Origin of the sequence: Xanthomonas sp. BRIP62415, assembly GCF_003993515.1 — a bacterium.
Lineage (GTDB): Bacteria > Pseudomonadota > Gammaproteobacteria > Xanthomonadales > Xanthomonadaceae > Xanthomonas > Xanthomonas euroxanthea.
Genome location: NZ_QEZH01000015.1, coordinates 1 through 14,313, shown reverse-complemented (window position 1 = coordinate 14,313; position 14,313 = coordinate 1). Strand labels below are relative to the sequence as shown.

Below are 14,313 nucleotides of genomic sequence, written 5' to 3'. Positions count from 1 at the left end.
AGGCGTCGCCCTTTTGCGTTCCGTCGCACCGGTGCATATACCGGCAGCGCATAAGCACCTTGCCAATCGTACGTTCGCAGCGGCGAGCGGACTGCCTACAGTGGTGTGTCCGGCCGCCGGCCCAGGCGGCCCTTCGTTGCCGTCGAGGTGCCACCGTCATGGCCAGCGTCCCTTCTGCTGCACGTGCGCAGCCGCCGCGCGATGCGGTTTCCACCGCGTACTCCTCCAGTGTCCGGATCGTGCCGTTCGATGCCCCGCTGGGCGCCGAAGTGATCGGCCTGGATCTGTCGCAGCCGCTGGATGCGGAGACCTTCGCGCGCATCCATCAGGCGCACCTGGACTACCACGTGCTGGTGTTTCGCGAGCAACGCATCACGCCGGCGCAGCAGGTCGCCTTCAGCCGTCGCTTCGGCCCGCTGCAGATCCATGTGTTGCGCAATTTCCAGTTGCCCGGGCATCCGGAGGTACTGGTGGTCTCCAACATCAAGGAAAACGGCAAGCCGATCGGCCTGGGCGACGCCGGCCACTACTGGCACTCGGATCTGTCCTACAAGGACACCCCCAGCCTGGGATCGCTGCTGCACGCGCAGGAACTGCCCAGCGAAGGCGGCGACACCTTGTTCGCCAACCAGCACCTGGCCTGGCAGACCCTGCCCGACGCGCTCAAGCAGACGGTGCAGGATCTGCGTGCCGAGCACAGCTACCTGGCCAAGTACGAGGAGCTGCGTGCGCGCAATCCGTGGCGCCCGGCGCTGACGCCGGAACAGATCGCCGAAGTGAAACCAGTGCAGCATCCGGTCGTGCGCACGCACCCGGAAACCGGCCGGAAAGCGCTGTTTGTCAGCGAGCATTTCACCACCCGCATCGTCGGCCTGCCCGACGACGAGAGTGCCGCGCTGCTGCAGGCCCTGTTCGACCACAGCACCCGCGATGCCTTGGTGTACCGGCATCACTGGCAGCCGCACGACATGGTGTTCTGGGACAACCGCTCGGTCATGCATCTGGCCGCCGGCACGCCCGATCACCTGCGGCGCCGCCTCAACCGCACCACCATCGAAGGCGATGCGCCGTTCTAGCAAGGTGCCGCCTCCCGCACGGTTTACAGCGCGTAATGCGCTGTGAAACGCGCCATCCCCTCCCCCTCCCGATTGGAGCGCCGCATGCGTTTGACCGTCACCTCTCACGCGCGTCCGCAGCGCCGACGCGTTTCCCGGCGTATTGCGCTGCTGCTCCTGGCCGCACTGCCGTTGCTGCACAGCGCACAGGCCCAGGCCGAAGGAAAGCTGCGCATCGCCAAGCAGTTCGGCATCGTCTACCTGCTGCTGGACGTGGCGCAGGATCAGAAGCTGATCGAACAGCAGGGCAAGGCGGCCGGCGTGGACATCGACGTGCAGTTCCTGCAGCTGTCCGGTGGCGCGGCCGTCAACGATGCCCTGCTGACCGGTTCGATCGATATCGCCGGTGCCGGCGTCGGGCCGTTGTTCACCATCTGGGACCGCACCCATGGCCGCCAGAACGTGCGCGGCGTGGCATCGCTGGGCAACTTTCCGTACTACCTGATCAGCAACAATCCGCGCATCAAGTCCATCGGCGATTTCACCCCGCAGGACCGCATTGCGGTGCCAGCCACCGGCGTGTCGGTGCAGTCGCGCTTCCTGCAGCATGCCTCGCAACAGCGCTGGGGCGACAAGGGCACCCACCAGCTGGACCCGCTGCAGGTCGCCTTGCCGCATCCGGACGCGGCCGCAGCGATCATCCGCGGCCGCACCGAGATCACCGCCCACTTCGCCAGCCCGCCATTCCAGGAGCAGGAGCTGGCGCGCAATCCGGCCGCGCACATCGTGACCAGCTCCTACGAGATCGAAGGCGGCCCCTCGTCGGCCACCGTGCTGTACGCCACCGAGAAATTCCGCCGCGACAATCCCAAGACCTACCGCGCCTTCGTCGCGGCGCTGGATCAGGCTGCGCGCTTTGTCACCGCCCATCCGGAGCAGGCGGCGGATATCTTCCTGCGTCGCAATGGCTCGAGCATCGATCGCGCGCTGGTGCTGCAGATCCTCAAGGACCCGAAGGTACAGTTCACCGTGGTGCCGCAGAACACGCTGGGACTTGGCAAGTTCATGCAGCACAGCGGCGCGATCAAGCAGACGCCGGGCAAACTGGGCGACTACTTCTTCGACGATCCGCTGATCGCAGGCGGGAGCTGAGCGATGGCCACGCCCACACCATTGCTGCAGGTCGACCACGTCAGCCTGGAATACGCCTCCGCGCAGCGCGTGGTGCGTGCCACCCACCGCGTGCGTTTCGACGTGCATGAAGCCGATCGCTTCGTGCTGCTGGGGCCGTCGGGTTGCGGCAAATCCACCTTGCTCAAGGCGGTGGCCGGCTTCGTCACCCCGCGCGAGGGGCAGATCCGCCTGGATGGCAACGCGGTCACCGGACCCGGACCGGACCGGGTGGTGGTGTTCCAGGAATTCGACCAGTTGGCGCCCTGGAAGACCGTGCGCGAGAACGTGGTGTTCGGCCTGCGTGCCGCCCGCAAGCTGTCGCGTGCCGAAGCGCGTGAACGTGCCGACGACAGCCTGGCGCAGGTCGGGCTGAGCGCGTTTGCGCAGGCGTATCCGCACACCTTGTCCGGCGGCATGAAGCAACGCGTGGCGATTGCGCGCGCGTTGGCGATGCGGCCGCGCGTGTTGTTGATGGACGAGCCGTTCGCCGCGCTCGATGCGTTGACGCGTTCGCGCATGCAGGAGCAGGTGCTGGAGCTGTGGGAGCAATCGCGCTTCACCCTGTTGTTCGTCACCCATTCGATCGAGGAGGCGTTGGTGGTCGGTAACCGCGTGCTGTTGTTGTCGCCACATCCGGGCCAGGTACGCGCCGAGCTCAACGCGCATGCGTTCGGCCCGCACAGCGCCGGCAGCGTGGCGTTCCAGCAGACCGCGCAGCGGATCCATCGGCTACTGTTCGACCTGCCCGACGACACCCTGGACGATGCCAAGGTGGCGCCATTGCGTCGCCCCGCCGAGCGCCAGCGCGAGGTGCTGCCATGAGCGGCGGCAACGCCACCGCGCTGCCGCCATTGCCACCGGTGCGGGCCGAGTACGAAGTGGCCCTGCAGCCGCTGGATCCCGCATTGGTTGCAGCCGCCGCGCCGACGCGCTGGCAGGCACCACCGTGGCTGCGCAAGGCGCTGGTGCTGGTGGTGCTGATCGCGGTGTGGGAGATCGCCGCACGCGTGGTTGGCGACGATCTGATGCTGCCCAGCGCGCTGCAGACCGCACGCGCGTTCTACGACGGGCTGCTGTCGGGCGAGTTGTTGCGCCGCGTGGGCGCGTCGCTGCGCGTGCTGGCGCAGGGCTACGCGCTGGGCGTGGTGCTGGCCTTCGTGCTGACCGCGCTGGCCGCCTCCACGCGCTGGGGCCGCGACGTGCTCGGCACGCTGACAGCCATGTTCAATCCGCTGCCGGCCATCGCGCTGCTGCCGCTGGCCCTGCTGTGGTTCGGCCTGGGCACCGGCAGCCTGGTGTTCGTGCTGGTGCATTCGGTGCTGTGGCCGCTGGCGCTGACCACCTACGCCGGCTTCCAGGCGGTGCCGGAAACCCTGCGCATGGCCGGGCGCAATTACGGGCTGCGCGGGCCGCGCTACGTGGCGCAACTGCTGATTCCCGCCGCGCTGCCGGCGATCCTGTCCGGGCTGAAGATCGGCTGGGCCTTCGCCTGGCGCACCCTGATCGCGGCCGAACTGGTGTTCGGCGCCACCTCCGGCCAGGGTGGCCTGGGGTGGTACATCTTCCAGAACCGCAACGAGCTGTATACCGACCGGGTGTTCGCCGGCCTGGCGATGGTGATCGTGCTGGGCCTGCTGGTGGAGGGCGTGGTGTTTCAGGCCATCGAGCGGCTGACCGTGCGCCGCTGGGGCATGCAGCGCTAGCGGGATGACCGCGGGAGCCCGGGGCGCCGCGATGCCTGGCCAGTCGCTTTGCCTGGCCACGCTGCAGATGAACGTGTCGCGCCGGCCACCAACGGCCTGAGCCCGCGTGCCGGGCTCATCGGCACGGTCGCGTGCGCTTAACGGGCCTGGCTTATGCTGCCGGCCCCTTTCCTGCCGCCTGCCGTCATGCCTACCGCTCCTTTCACTGCCTATCTGTATCCGGTGCTGTTGCTGATCGCCAGCAATGTGTTCATGACCTTCGCCTGGTACGGGCACCTGAAGTACAAGAGCACGCCGCTGATGATCGCCATCCTGGTCAGCTGGGGCATTGCGTTCTTCGAATACTGCCTGCAGGTGCCGGGCAACCGGCTGGGCAGCGCGGTGTATTCGGCGCCACAGCTCAAGGGCATGCAGGAGGTGATCACGCTGCTGGTGTTCGCGGGCTTCTCGACGTTCTACCTGGGCCAGTCGTTGAAGTGGAATCACTGGGCCGCGTTCGGCTTGATCCTGGTCGCGGCATTTTTGATGTTCAAGGAATAACCGCCCTTTGAAGGGCTAACCGCCGTCTTACCCGTAGGAGCGCACCAGGGCGCGACCTTGCAGCAGCGTCCCAGGGCGCGGCTCGATGGGCGTGTCGGGCGCGATGGGCATGTCGGACATGTCGGGCGTGTCGGGAATGCCCGTCGCGCCCTGGTGCGCTCCTACCGCACCGGGGTGGCTAGTTCGCGGGTTCGACCCACTGCGCGAACACCGCGTCCAGCTGCGCGTCCTTGACCCGCTTGCCGTCCTGCACCGCCTCGGCCTGCTGGAACATCGGCATGATCATCGCCATGCCGTCCGGCTTGGTCTTCAGATGCACGCCTGGCGGCGTGTCAAGGAACCTGGCCCAGCGCGCGCGCACCTTGGCCCAGTAGCCCTGGGTGCCCTTCCAGTACGCATAGGCCGGGGCGAAGTCGACCTCGGTGGTCTTGCGGTAATCGTTGAAGCCGAACTCGCGCGCGATCGCCTCCTGGCTGCCATCGGGCCTGCGCAGCACCTTGGTGTTGAACTGTTCGTGGGTCCAGCCGTTGGGCGTGAGGGTGTGGCGATTGATCACCGCGAGCGCGTTGTAGTCGCTGCGCTTGGTGTACTCGCGGCGCGGCAACGGGCGCCAGCTCGGATCGCTGGTCCAGGTGGGATGGCCGTCGGCATAGTCCCAGCGACCGGTGCCGCAATAGCGCGGCGCGTCGCTGACCTCGTAGACGCACTGGGTCCAGGCGCCGGTGGTGACGGCCGGCGGCAGCGCATGCACCGTCCAGGTCTGATCGGCGGTGAATTCGAACCGCTGCGGCGCTTCGTAGATCCAGTCCTGCCGCCAGTGCTTGGTCACGTGTTTGCTTTTTTCATCCACCAGCAAATGCTGCAGCACCAGCTTGCGCGGTGAGTCCTCCACCACGATCACCACTTCGCTGGCGCCGCTGCGCATGGCCGACGCACGCTCGTAGCCGGGCTTGAGCAGCACTGTCTCGTCGAAGGCAAAGTCCACTGCGTATTCGCCCTGCATCGCCAGGATGCTCTGGCGGTCGCGCTGGACGTCGGCGGCGGCGATCAACGGCAACAGGCTCAGCGTCACTGCGATGCAACGGGGAAACAGTCGGCTCATTCGGAACTCTCGGTCGTGGTTGGAGACCGTCAGCGGCGCAGGCGCACCAGCGCCGTCGTCATGTCGGATGGGTTGGTGTTGCTGGATGTGGCGGAGGCCGTGCGCAAGGCGGCAGCGCGTGCGCAGCAGCAATCGTCCACCGCCACGCGTCCGTCGATGCCCTCCTCGCGTGCCAGGCGTGCGGCAACCTCGGCGCCCAGCGCCGACACGCTCGCCAGGCTGGCGACAAACGGTTGCTCGCCGGTGGCGGCGGTCTGCAGCCGCAAGGCGCTCAATCGCCACGCCTGCCCCCGCATGCGTCCGGCCAGGCGACGCCACAGCCGCTCGCCGACGCCCAGTTCGTGGGTTTCCACCGGCAGCGGCGGCAGGCGCGAGACCAGGCGATCCCAGACCAGGAAGTCGCTGTCAGGCAACAGGCAGATCCGCCAGCAGCACTGCCCTTCGGCATCGAAGAACCAGATGCTTTCGCGCACGCCATCGCTGTCGACCTGCCGGCACGCCGCCGCATCCACCGCGTGCTGCCAGCCGTCCAGTTCGTTGCCCAAGGCAGGCCGATACAGACACAGCACCGTGCCCAGCGCGGCCAGCTGCTGCGGCCGCGGCAACGCGACGCGGGTGGCACGTGCATGCGACAACGACGGCAGCGGGCGGGCGATGGGCATGGCCGCTACCAGCTCACTGCCAGGCTGACCGAGGCGGTACGCCCGGCGCCGGTGAAGCGGTCGAGCACCGTGCTGCTGGCCAGCGTGCCGTTGGGCAGCGCGTTCCAGTCCACGTAGCGGCGGTCGGCGAGATTGAAGATGCCGGCGGTGACCTTGGCACCGGGTGCGAACTCCCAATGCCCCATCAGGTCCAGCGTGGCGTAGCCGGCCGGGGTGTAATAGCTGTCCAGCTGTGGGCGACGCTTGCGGGCGACGAAGGTGCCTATCAGCTCCGCGCCCCAGCCATCGCTGTCGAAGGCCAGGCCGAGCGTGCCGCGCAGCGGGTCGACCGAGTTGAGCGGGGTGCCGTCGGTGAGGTTGTCGCCTTCCGAATACGCCACGGCGCTGTTGAGCGACCAGCCCTGCCAACCGGCCAGGGCGCCCAGATCGATCCCGCCGCGCGCTTCGGCGCCCTTGATCACCACATCGTCCACGTTGCGCGACTGGAACAGCATCAGCCCGTCGGCGTTGAAGCCGGCCGGCGCATAGGATTCGATGAAGTTGCGGTAGTCGGTGTAGTAAACGCTGACGCCCAGATAGCCGATAGCATCATTGAAGCGCAGCCCCAGCTCGCCACCGCGGCTGGTTTCCGATTTCAGGTCCGGATTGGCGATGGCGGTGTAGCGCGCCTGCAGGTTGGTGAAGCCGATATTGACGTCGTTGTACGGCGGTGCGCGGAAGCCGTGCGCGTAATTGGCATAGGCCGACCAGGCGTCCGAAAACCGCCACAGTGCACCGAACTTGGGAGAGACCTGGGTTTGGTCGATGGTCTCGGCGGCAACGCCGGGATTGTCTTCGCGGAAGATGTCGTCCACCTGCGGCGACAGCCGGAAATAATCCACGCGCACGCCGGGCGTCAGCGACAGCTTGCCATCGAACAGGCCGATCTCGTCCTGCGCATACAACCCGAGCTTGGTGGTCTGGCTCTTGGGGAAGTCGCGCACCGGAAACACGTCCTGACCGACGCGATTGGTGATGGCGCCATTGGCCAGATTGACCGAGTAGCCATCGCGCTTGCCGCGGGTGTCGGTCCAGGTGCCGTCCAGGCCATAGGTGATGGCGTGACTGAGCGTGCCGGTGTCGATGGCCTTGTGTGCGTTGACCAGCAGGCCGTAGACGCGCTGATCGAAGTTGTGTTCGTTATGCCGGCGGGTGTTGTTGCCGCGCAGCTCGTCGGTGCGCTGCAGGCTCTCGCTGTCCTGGCGATACAGCTGCCACTGCAGGTCGTCGGCCAGCGACCAGCCCAGCGCATCCAGTTCGTGCCGCAGCGAAACACGCGCACGCGTCTGATGGTCGCGCCCGTCCTGCGACAGGATGCGCAACGATGGGGTGGTCACACGCGGGTCGATGCCGGTCAATGCCTCGATGCTGCCGTAGTCTTCGTTGCCTTCCACGGTGAGCTTGAAGCGCTGCTGCGCGCTGGGCGCGTACACCAGCTTGGCCAGCACGCTGCGGCCATCGATGCGCTGCGGGTTGGCCGCGGTACGGCTGACATCGCGGCTGCGGATGTCGCCCTGGTTCTGCGCCTCCTGGCCCTGGCGGTGGCTGACCGCCACCATGCCGCTCCAGCGTTCGCCGCCGAACGCACCGGTGGCACCGGCGAACAAGCCGTTCCAGTCGCCTTCGTAGCCGAACTTCAGGCCGACATAGCTGTGCCTGTCGGCGTCCAGGTAATCGGAGGGGTCCTTGGTGACGAAGGCCACCACGCCGCCCAGGGCGTCGGAGCCGTACAGGGAACTGGCCGGCCCGCGCACCACTTCGACGCGCTTGAGCGTTTCCAGATCGACAAAGTTGCGGTTGGCGTTGAGGTAACTGCCGAAACTGAAGGTGTCCGACACCGGCACGTTGTCGACCAGGATCGCCACGCGGTTGCCATCCAGCCCGCGGATGCGGATGCCGTTGGCGCCGCTGAAGCGGCCGCTGGTGCTGGTGACCGACACGCCCGGCGTGTAGCGGAACAGATCCTTGAGCTCGCGCACCAGTTGATTGTCCAGTTGCTCGCGGTCGATCACATCCACCGTGCTCGGTACATCGACCAGGGCGCGCTGGGTACGGGTGGCGGTGACCTGCAACCGGTCGAAGTCGTGGACATCACGCGCGGCGTCACCACTGGCGGCGAGGTCGGCAGCGTGGGCACACGACGAAAGGGCAGGCAGCGCAAGCGATAGCGCGACCACCAGCGGATGCAGGCGACTCATCGGGAACCTTTGAAAGGACATTCCCGGCAGCGTGTGCTGCAGACAAGGCCGCGGCCGGCCGCCGGGGTAGAGCGTGGGGTGCGCGGACGGCGGCGGCAACGCCCGCGACAGACGATCCGACCCTGCGCAAGGCGCGGATCGGAGCAAGGCGCTTACTTGGTCAGGATGAGCTTGTCGTTGCTGGTATGGCGCAGGCGATAGACGCGGTCGCCATGCTGGATCAGCACTTCGCGACGGCCCTTAAGCAGCGCCTCGCTGCTGATGAGGTCTTCTGCTGGGACGGCACGCGGAGCAGCGCGGTCGCGCAGGTTGACCGGTTCGGAGCGGAGCAGCACGGGATGAGCGGTCATGATCTGGATCTCCAGTCGGTTGGCCAGACAAATAATAACCATTCTCATTTAATGATCAAGAGCTATTCTCATCTTCGCCACACGATCTTTGCATGGGCTGAACATTTTCGATTCACAAAATCTATCGAAGTATTCCAGCCAAGCCATCCAGCGCTGTCTTCTGCGCGATGATCGGGGCTTGATCACATCGCTCTGGCATGCATTTCTGGCCGAGCGAGAAGCAGCCAGCGCCTGACGCCACAGCGACCTGGCCGCGTGCACGACAGGGAAGACGCAGCCTCACCGGCTCGGTCGACTAACAAGACAAAGCCGACAACCTTGCAGCCGCACCACCCCCAGTGCGTGGCGTGCTCTTAGCGCGTTACCGCCTCTACCTGCGCCCAGCCGGCGGCATCGACCTGGGTCAAGGTGTCCAGCGCGCCGAGATTTTCTTCCAGCTGGGCCACCCGGCTGGCCCCCAGGATCACCGTGGAGACGTGCGGGTTGCGCAGGCACCAGGCGATGGCCAGGCGTGCGGGCGACTGGCCCAGCTCGGCGGCCAGTGCACAGAACGCGCGGGCGCGTTCCAGGCGGCGCGCTTCCGGCGCGCCCAGCACTTCGTCCTGCAGCCAGTGATTGTCCGGTTGGCCGAGGCGGCTATCGGCGTCTACACCGGCGTTGTACTTGCCGGTCAGCAGGCCCGAGGCCAGCGGCGACCAGATCGTGGTGCCCAGCCCGCCCTCGCACAGCGGCGCGTATTCGCGTTCCAGCCGGTCGCGGTGCAGCAGGTTGTACTGCGGTTGCTCCATCGACGGAGCGTGCAGGTGTTCCTGCTCGGCGATGGTGATGGCCTCGCGCACCTGCTCGGCGCTCCACTCGGAGGTGCCCCAGTACAGCACCTTACCCTGGCGGATCAGGGCATCCATGCTGCGCACGGTCTCCCGGATCGGCGTGTCCGGATCGGGCCGATGGCAGAAGTACAGGTCCAGATAGTCCACCCGCAGGCGCTTGAGTGCGGCATGGCAGGCGTCGGTGACATGCTTGCGCGACAGCCCGCGCTGGGTCGGGCGCGGGCTGTCCACCGCGCCGAAAAACACCTTGCTCGACACGCAGTAACCATCGCGCGGCAGGCGCAGGTCGGCGATCACATCGCCCATCACCTCTTCGGCGCGGCCGCGTGCGTAGACCTCGGCGTTGTCGAAGAACGTGACGCCGTTGTCCCAGGCGGCGGCAATCAGGTTGCGCGCTTCGCTGCGCCCGATCTGCTTGCCGAAGGTGACCCAGGCCCCGAACGACAGGGCCGACAGCTGCAGCCCGGTGGACCCCAGACGACGGTAATGCATTGGCAGACTCCAACAACCTCCGCGGCGCCCTGCCCCGGATCGGCGTGCGCAGTGTAGGACGTGGTGCTGCCGGCGCGACAGGCTTGCGCGGCATCCATGCCGCTCAAGGTCCCACGCCGACATCCGCGCAGGCACCACCAGTTATTGTCGGTCGAAAGAAGTGCGGGGCCCGGTGGTCTGCAAGTCTTTGGGAGCGTCACCATCGCTGGCGACATGACAGTAGATGGATGGCCTACTGATTACATCGGCCACGAAGTCCACGGGCATCAACACCTGCTTGACGCATTGCTTGCCGATCAGCGGCGGCAAGCTTGGGAGCGGGGTGTCGCTTCCGGGGGCGGGACCGTGTGCCGGCATGAATGCCGCCACCGAGTCTCCAGGGACGGATTTACGGCGTGTCCCGACACCGGATGCGACGCCGCGCCGCCGACCGACTCCGCACACCGACCAACCTGCGCATGAGGTCTGCCGGTGCTACGTAGAAGCGTCGGTCTACGGCGGGCGCTTGCACGCGTACCGGCGTGGGACACGCCGCAAGTACGTCCATGTAGGCTCTGGCGCGGCATCCATGCCGCTCAAGGTCCCACACCGGCACGCGCGCAAGCACCACCGGTTGCTGTCGGTTGCGGAAAGAAATGCGAACAGCCAGATGAGCTGCACGTTCTTCCGAGCGTCCATTCCTGGCGGCGTGACAGCAGATGGATGGCTTACCGATTACATCGGCCACGGAGTCCATAGGCATCGACACGTGCCTGAAGCCTTGCTTGCCTATCAGCGGCGGCAATGTTGGGAGCGCGGTGTCGCGTCCGGGGGCGGGACCGTGTGGCGGCATGGATGCCGCCACCGAGCCTCCAGGGATGGATTCACGGCGTGTCCCGACACTGGATGCGGCGCCGCGCCGCCGACCGACTCCGCATACCGATCAATCTTGTGCACCACATCTAGAGTTCCACGCGAATGCTTCGGTCTGCTGCGGGCGCTTGCACGCGTACCGGCATGGGACACGCCGCAAGTACGTCCATGTAGGCGCTGGCGCGGCATCCATGCCGGTCAAGGTCCCACACCGGTATGCGCGCACGCACCACCGGTTTTCATCGATGGCTGAGGGGTAAAGCGGCGGCCGGTCGGGTGATCGCGCTTCGGGGCGCGGTCTTTGCGGGCGACGCACGGGCAGCGAATCAATGCCCCCCGATCCATGACCTTGCGCAAGCGCGGCTCGCCCGCCCGCACGCAGGGAACTGCCCGCGCCCGCCCTGGCTCGCCTGCGGGTCAACGGGCGGGGCCTGAATGCTGCTCGCCTTGCCCGCGGTCACCCCCTGCTCTAGGCTTCTCGTTTTGCCGTCAGCAGCCCCGGGGATTGGAATGGTCGAAGGTTTGGGAAGGATCGGTTTCGGCCTGTTCGGTCTGGCGGTGCTCATCGGCATCACCTGGCTGTTTTCGAGCAACCGCCGCGCGATCGACTGGAGGCTGGTCGCCACCGGTCTGGCGCTGCAGATTTCGTTCGCCGCGCTGGTGCTGCTGGTGCCGGGCGGACGCGATGTGTTCGATTCGCTGGGCAAGGGCTTCGTCAAGGTGCTGAGCTTCGTCAATGAAGGGTCCACCTTCATTTTCGGCAACCTGATGAACATCGACAGCTACGGCTTCATTTTCGCGTTCCAGGTGCTGCCCACCATCATCTTCTTCTCGGCGCTGATGGGCGTGCTCTACCACCTGGGCGTGATGCAGGTGGTGGTCCGCGCGATGGCATGGGCGATCACCAAGGTGATGCGCGTGTCCGGCGCGGAAACCACCAGCGTGTGCGCCAGCGTGTTCATCGGCCAGACCGAGGCGCCGCTGACGGTGCGCCCGTACATCCCCAAGATGACCCAGTCCGAGCTGCTGACGATGATGATCGGCGGCATGGCGCATATCGCCGGCGGCGTGCTGGCCGCCTACGTCGGCATGCTCGGTGGCAGCGATCCCGCGCAGCAGGCGTTCTACGCCAAGCATCTGCTGGCCGCCAGCATCATGGCCGCGCCCGCCACCCTGGTGGTGGCCAAGCTGCTGGTGCCGGAAACCGGCACCCCGCTGACGCGTGGCACGGTCAAGATGGAAGTGGAAAAGACCACCAGCAATGTCATCGATGCGGCCGCGGCTGGCGCCGGCGACGGCTTGCGGCTGGCGCTGAACATCGGCGCGATGCTGCTGGCCTTCATTGCGCTGATCGCCCTGATCAACGCACCGCTGACCTGGCTGGGCGAGATCACCGGCGCTGCCGCGCTGCTGGGCCGGCCGACCAACCTGTCGACGATCTTCGGCTACGTGCTGGCGCCGATCGCCTGGGTGATCGGTACCCCGTGGGTGGACGCGACCACGGTCGGCTCGCTGATCGGGCAGAAAGTGGTGATCAACGAGTTCGTCGCCTACAGCGAACTGTCGCGTATCGTGAAGGGCGAAGTGCCTGGCGTGGGCCTGAGCGCGGAGGGTCGGCTGATTGCCACGTATGCGTTGTGCGGCTTTGCCAACTTCAGCTCGATTGCGATCCAGATCGGTGGCATCGGCGGGCTGGCACCGGAACGCCGTCACGATCTGGCCAAGTTCGGGCTGCGCGCGGTACTGGGCGGTTCGATCGCCACGTTCATGACCGCTACCATTGCCGGTGTGCTCTCGCATTTCGGTTGAGGGGCGCGGGTTCATCGGTGTGACGGTCTAATCGCCGCACGCCACGTTTCATTCAGTCATTCAAGTCAAGGGTATTTATGAGTTCGGTCGTCGTTGTCGGGTCCTTCAATGTCGATCACGTGTGGCGCTGCGACGTGCTGCCTGCGCCGGGCGCCACCATCGCCGGTCGCTACAGCACCGGCCCGGGGGGCAAGGGCTTCAACCAGGCGGTCGCGGCTGCACGTGCCGGCGCCAGGACGCACTTCCTGTGCGCGCTGGGCGACGATGCCGGCGGTGCGCTGGCGCGCTCGCTGGCGGCGCACGACGGCTTCGCACTGATCGCCGAGCCCAGCAACGAGCCGACCGGCACCGGCGGGATCTACGTCGACGCGCACGGCCGCAACACCATCGTGATCGGTGCCGGCGCCAATTCGGTGCTGAGCGCTGCATTCGTGGACAACCAACGCGCACTGGTGACCTCGTCCAGCGTGTTGCTGGCGCAGCTGGAATCGCCGGCGGAAACCATCGAGTCGGCGCTGGCACTGGCACGCGAGTGCGGCGTGCTGACCGTGCTCAACGCCGCACCGGCCAATGCACCGACCTCGATCGGCCTGCTCAAGCTGTCGGATGTGCTGACGCCCAACGAAACCGAGTTTGCCGCCCTGCTCGGCCGCCACGTCGGCGAACGCATCAATGCCGACGATGTGGCGGCGCTGGACGGCAACACGCTGCATTCGCTGTGCCGCAAGCTGTTGCCGGGCGGTACCGTGGTGGTAACGCTGGGATCGGTGGGCGCCTTCATCTCGCACGCCGAAGAACAGCTACGCGGCGACACGGCCGCGCATTACCGGGTGGGCGCGGAAAGCGCGCAGACCGTGGACACCACCGGCGCCGGTGACGCCTTCAACGGCGCGCTGGTGGCCTCGCTGGCACAAGCGCCGACTGCCAGCTTCATCACCCACGTGCGTTTTGCCACCCGCTACGCCGCGCGCTCCACCGAAGTGGAAGGCGCCGCCACCTCGATGCCGCGCATGGCCCCCGAACCGGCTGTGTGATCCGCGCGCTTCAGGCAAACAACGAAGGCGACCGCAGCGATGCGGTCGCCTTCTGCGTTCAGGGCGTCCGCTATACCCATCAGACTGATTTGATGTGCGACCGGCATGTCGAGGCCTGTCCGTCGACGGAGGCTGCGAGCCCCGCTGCGCCGGCGCTTCGATCTTCTTCATCTGATAGCAGGCTGGGCGGCGGCACCAGGCGTGATGCAGCGTCGGGCGCCCTACCCTCATCCGGCGCTGACGCGCCACCTTCTCCCGGCGGGAGAAGGAATAGAAGCCCCTCTCCCGTCGGGAGAGGGGTTGGGGTGAGGGGACGGTCAACCAGCAATCTTGCCACTGCCCTCGCTCTACCAGTCACGCGACCCGCGCAGCAACCGCGCAAGACCGAAAGCCGAAAACGCTCTTCCGACTCCCGAATCGGGACTCCCAACTCCCAACTCCCAACCCGACTCCCGACTCCCGACTCCCGACTCC

General features: G+C 66.7%; 12 protein-coding genes. 7 read left to right on the top strand and 5 right to left on the bottom strand.

Annotated elements, in window-relative coordinates:
• Positions 1 to 158: 158 nt before the first annotated feature.
• The 5 genes from EO141_RS05625 (at position 159) to EO141_RS05605 (ending at position 4,471) form a co-directional block, all read left to right on the top strand.
• A complete protein-coding gene (locus tag EO141_RS05625; protein WP_127168714.1) occupies positions 159 to 1,076 on the top strand; it encodes a TauD/TfdA family dioxygenase in 918 nt (305 codons plus the stop codon).
• Positions 1,077 to 1,160: 84 nt separating this feature from the next.
• The gene (locus tag EO141_RS05620) at positions 1,161 to 2,207 is read left to right on the top strand and encodes an ABC transporter substrate-binding protein (protein ID WP_127168713.1); all 1,047 of its coding nucleotides are present in this window, start codon (positions 1,161 to 1,163) and stop codon (positions 2,205 to 2,207) included.
• A 3-nt stretch (positions 2,208 to 2,210) separates the two neighbouring features.
• Positions 2,211 to 3,050 (top strand): ABC transporter ATP-binding protein, encoded by an 840-nt coding sequence (locus EO141_RS05615; RefSeq protein ID WP_115676154.1) that lies wholly within the window; start codon positions 2,211 to 2,213, stop codon positions 3,048 to 3,050.
• Positions 3,047 to 3,931, top strand: coding sequence for an ABC transporter permease (locus EO141_RS05610; protein ID WP_119129651.1), 885 nt, complete (start codon positions 3,047 to 3,049; stop codon positions 3,929 to 3,931). The genes EO141_RS05615 and EO141_RS05610 overlap by 4 nt, the downstream gene beginning before the upstream one ends.
• Positions 3,932 to 4,117: 186 nt before the next feature.
• Positions 4,118 to 4,471, top strand: a complete 354-nt coding sequence (locus EO141_RS05605) for a DMT family protein (RefSeq protein WP_024938302.1) — start codon at positions 4,118 to 4,120, stop codon at positions 4,469 to 4,471.
• A 178-nt stretch (positions 4,472 to 4,649) separates the two neighbouring features.
• Here EO141_RS05605 and EO141_RS05600 read toward each other — a convergent pair whose 3' ends face one another.
• The 5 genes from EO141_RS05600 to EO141_RS05580 form a co-directional block, all read right to left on the bottom strand.
• Positions 4,650 to 5,573, bottom strand: a complete 924-nt coding sequence (locus tag EO141_RS05600) for a DUF6607 family protein (RefSeq protein ID WP_127168712.1) — start codon at positions 5,571 to 5,573, stop codon at positions 4,650 to 4,652.
• 29 nt (positions 5,574 to 5,602) lie between these two features.
• Positions 5,603 to 6,235 (bottom strand): Hemin transport protein, encoded by a 633-nt coding sequence (locus EO141_RS05595; RefSeq protein WP_127168711.1) that lies wholly within the window; start codon positions 6,233 to 6,235, stop codon positions 5,603 to 5,605.
• Between the two features lie 5 nt (positions 6,236 to 6,240).
• A complete protein-coding gene (locus tag EO141_RS05590) occupies positions 6,241 to 8,472 on the bottom strand; it encodes a TonB-dependent hemoglobin/transferrin/lactoferrin family receptor (RefSeq protein ID WP_127168710.1) in 2,232 nt (743 codons plus the stop codon).
• A gap of 152 nt (positions 8,473 to 8,624) precedes the next feature.
• Positions 8,625 to 8,864 (bottom strand): hemin uptake protein HemP, encoded by a 240-nt coding sequence (locus EO141_RS05585; RefSeq protein WP_024938306.1) that lies wholly within the window; start codon positions 8,862 to 8,864, stop codon positions 8,625 to 8,627.
• 311 nt (positions 8,865 to 9,175) lie between these two features.
• The gene (locus EO141_RS05580) at positions 9,176 to 10,144 is read right to left on the bottom strand and encodes an aldo/keto reductase (protein ID WP_115676145.1); all 969 of its coding nucleotides are present in this window, start codon (positions 10,142 to 10,144) and stop codon (positions 9,176 to 9,178) included.
• Between the two features lie 1,362 nt (positions 10,145 to 11,506).
• Here EO141_RS05580 and EO141_RS05570 point away from each other — a divergent pair.
• Positions 11,507 to 12,805 carry a nucleoside transporter C-terminal domain-containing protein gene (locus EO141_RS05570; RefSeq protein WP_016903833.1) on the top strand — a complete coding sequence of 433 codons (1,299 nt, stop codon included), beginning with the start codon at positions 11,507 to 11,509 and terminating at the stop codon, positions 12,803 to 12,805.
• A 77-nt stretch (positions 12,806 to 12,882) separates the two neighbouring features.
• Positions 12,883 to 13,839 carry a ribokinase gene (locus tag EO141_RS05565; RefSeq protein WP_126944361.1) on the top strand — a complete coding sequence of 319 codons (957 nt, stop codon included), beginning with the start codon at positions 12,883 to 12,885 and terminating at the stop codon, positions 13,837 to 13,839.
• Positions 13,840 to 14,313: the final 474 nt, after the last annotated feature.

Bases quoted from the DNA above. Each gene is read 5' to 3' on its own strand.
- EO141_RS05620 (WP_127168713.1), top strand. From the start codon at position 1,161: ATGCGTTTGACCGTCACCTCTCACGCGCGTCCGCAGCGCCGACGCGTT.
- EO141_RS05615 (WP_115676154.1), top strand. From the start codon at position 2,211: ATGGCCACGCCCACACCATTGCTGCAGGTCGACCACGTCAGCCTGGAA.
- EO141_RS05595 (WP_127168711.1), bottom strand. From the start codon at position 6,235: ATGCCCATCGCCCGCCCGCTGCCGTCGTTGTCGCATGCACGTGCCACC.
- EO141_RS05565 (WP_126944361.1), top strand. From the start codon at position 12,883: ATGAGTTCGGTCGTCGTTGTCGGGTCCTTCAATGTCGATCACGTGTGG.
- EO141_RS05605 (WP_024938302.1), top strand. From the start codon at position 4,118: ATGCCTACCGCTCCTTTCACTGCCTATCTGTATCCGGTGCTGTTGCTG.
- EO141_RS05585 (WP_024938306.1), bottom strand. From the start codon at position 8,864: ATGGTTATTATTTGTCTGGCCAACCGACTGGAGATCCAGATCATGACC.
- EO141_RS05570 (WP_016903833.1), top strand. From the start codon at position 11,507: ATGGTCGAAGGTTTGGGAAGGATCGGTTTCGGCCTGTTCGGTCTGGCG.
- EO141_RS05590 (WP_127168710.1), bottom strand. From the start codon at position 8,472: ATGAGTCGCCTGCATCCGCTGGTGGTCGCGCTATCGCTTGCGCTGCCT.
- EO141_RS05625 (WP_127168714.1), top strand. From the start codon at position 159: ATGGCCAGCGTCCCTTCTGCTGCACGTGCGCAGCCGCCGCGCGATGCG.
- EO141_RS05610 (WP_119129651.1), top strand. From the start codon at position 3,047: ATGAGCGGCGGCAACGCCACCGCGCTGCCGCCATTGCCACCGGTGCGG.
- EO141_RS05580 (WP_115676145.1), bottom strand. From the start codon at position 10,144: ATGCATTACCGTCGTCTGGGGTCCACCGGGCTGCAGCTGTCGGCCCTG.
- EO141_RS05600 (WP_127168712.1), bottom strand. From the start codon at position 5,573: ATGAGCCGACTGTTTCCCCGTTGCATCGCAGTGACGCTGAGCCTGTTG.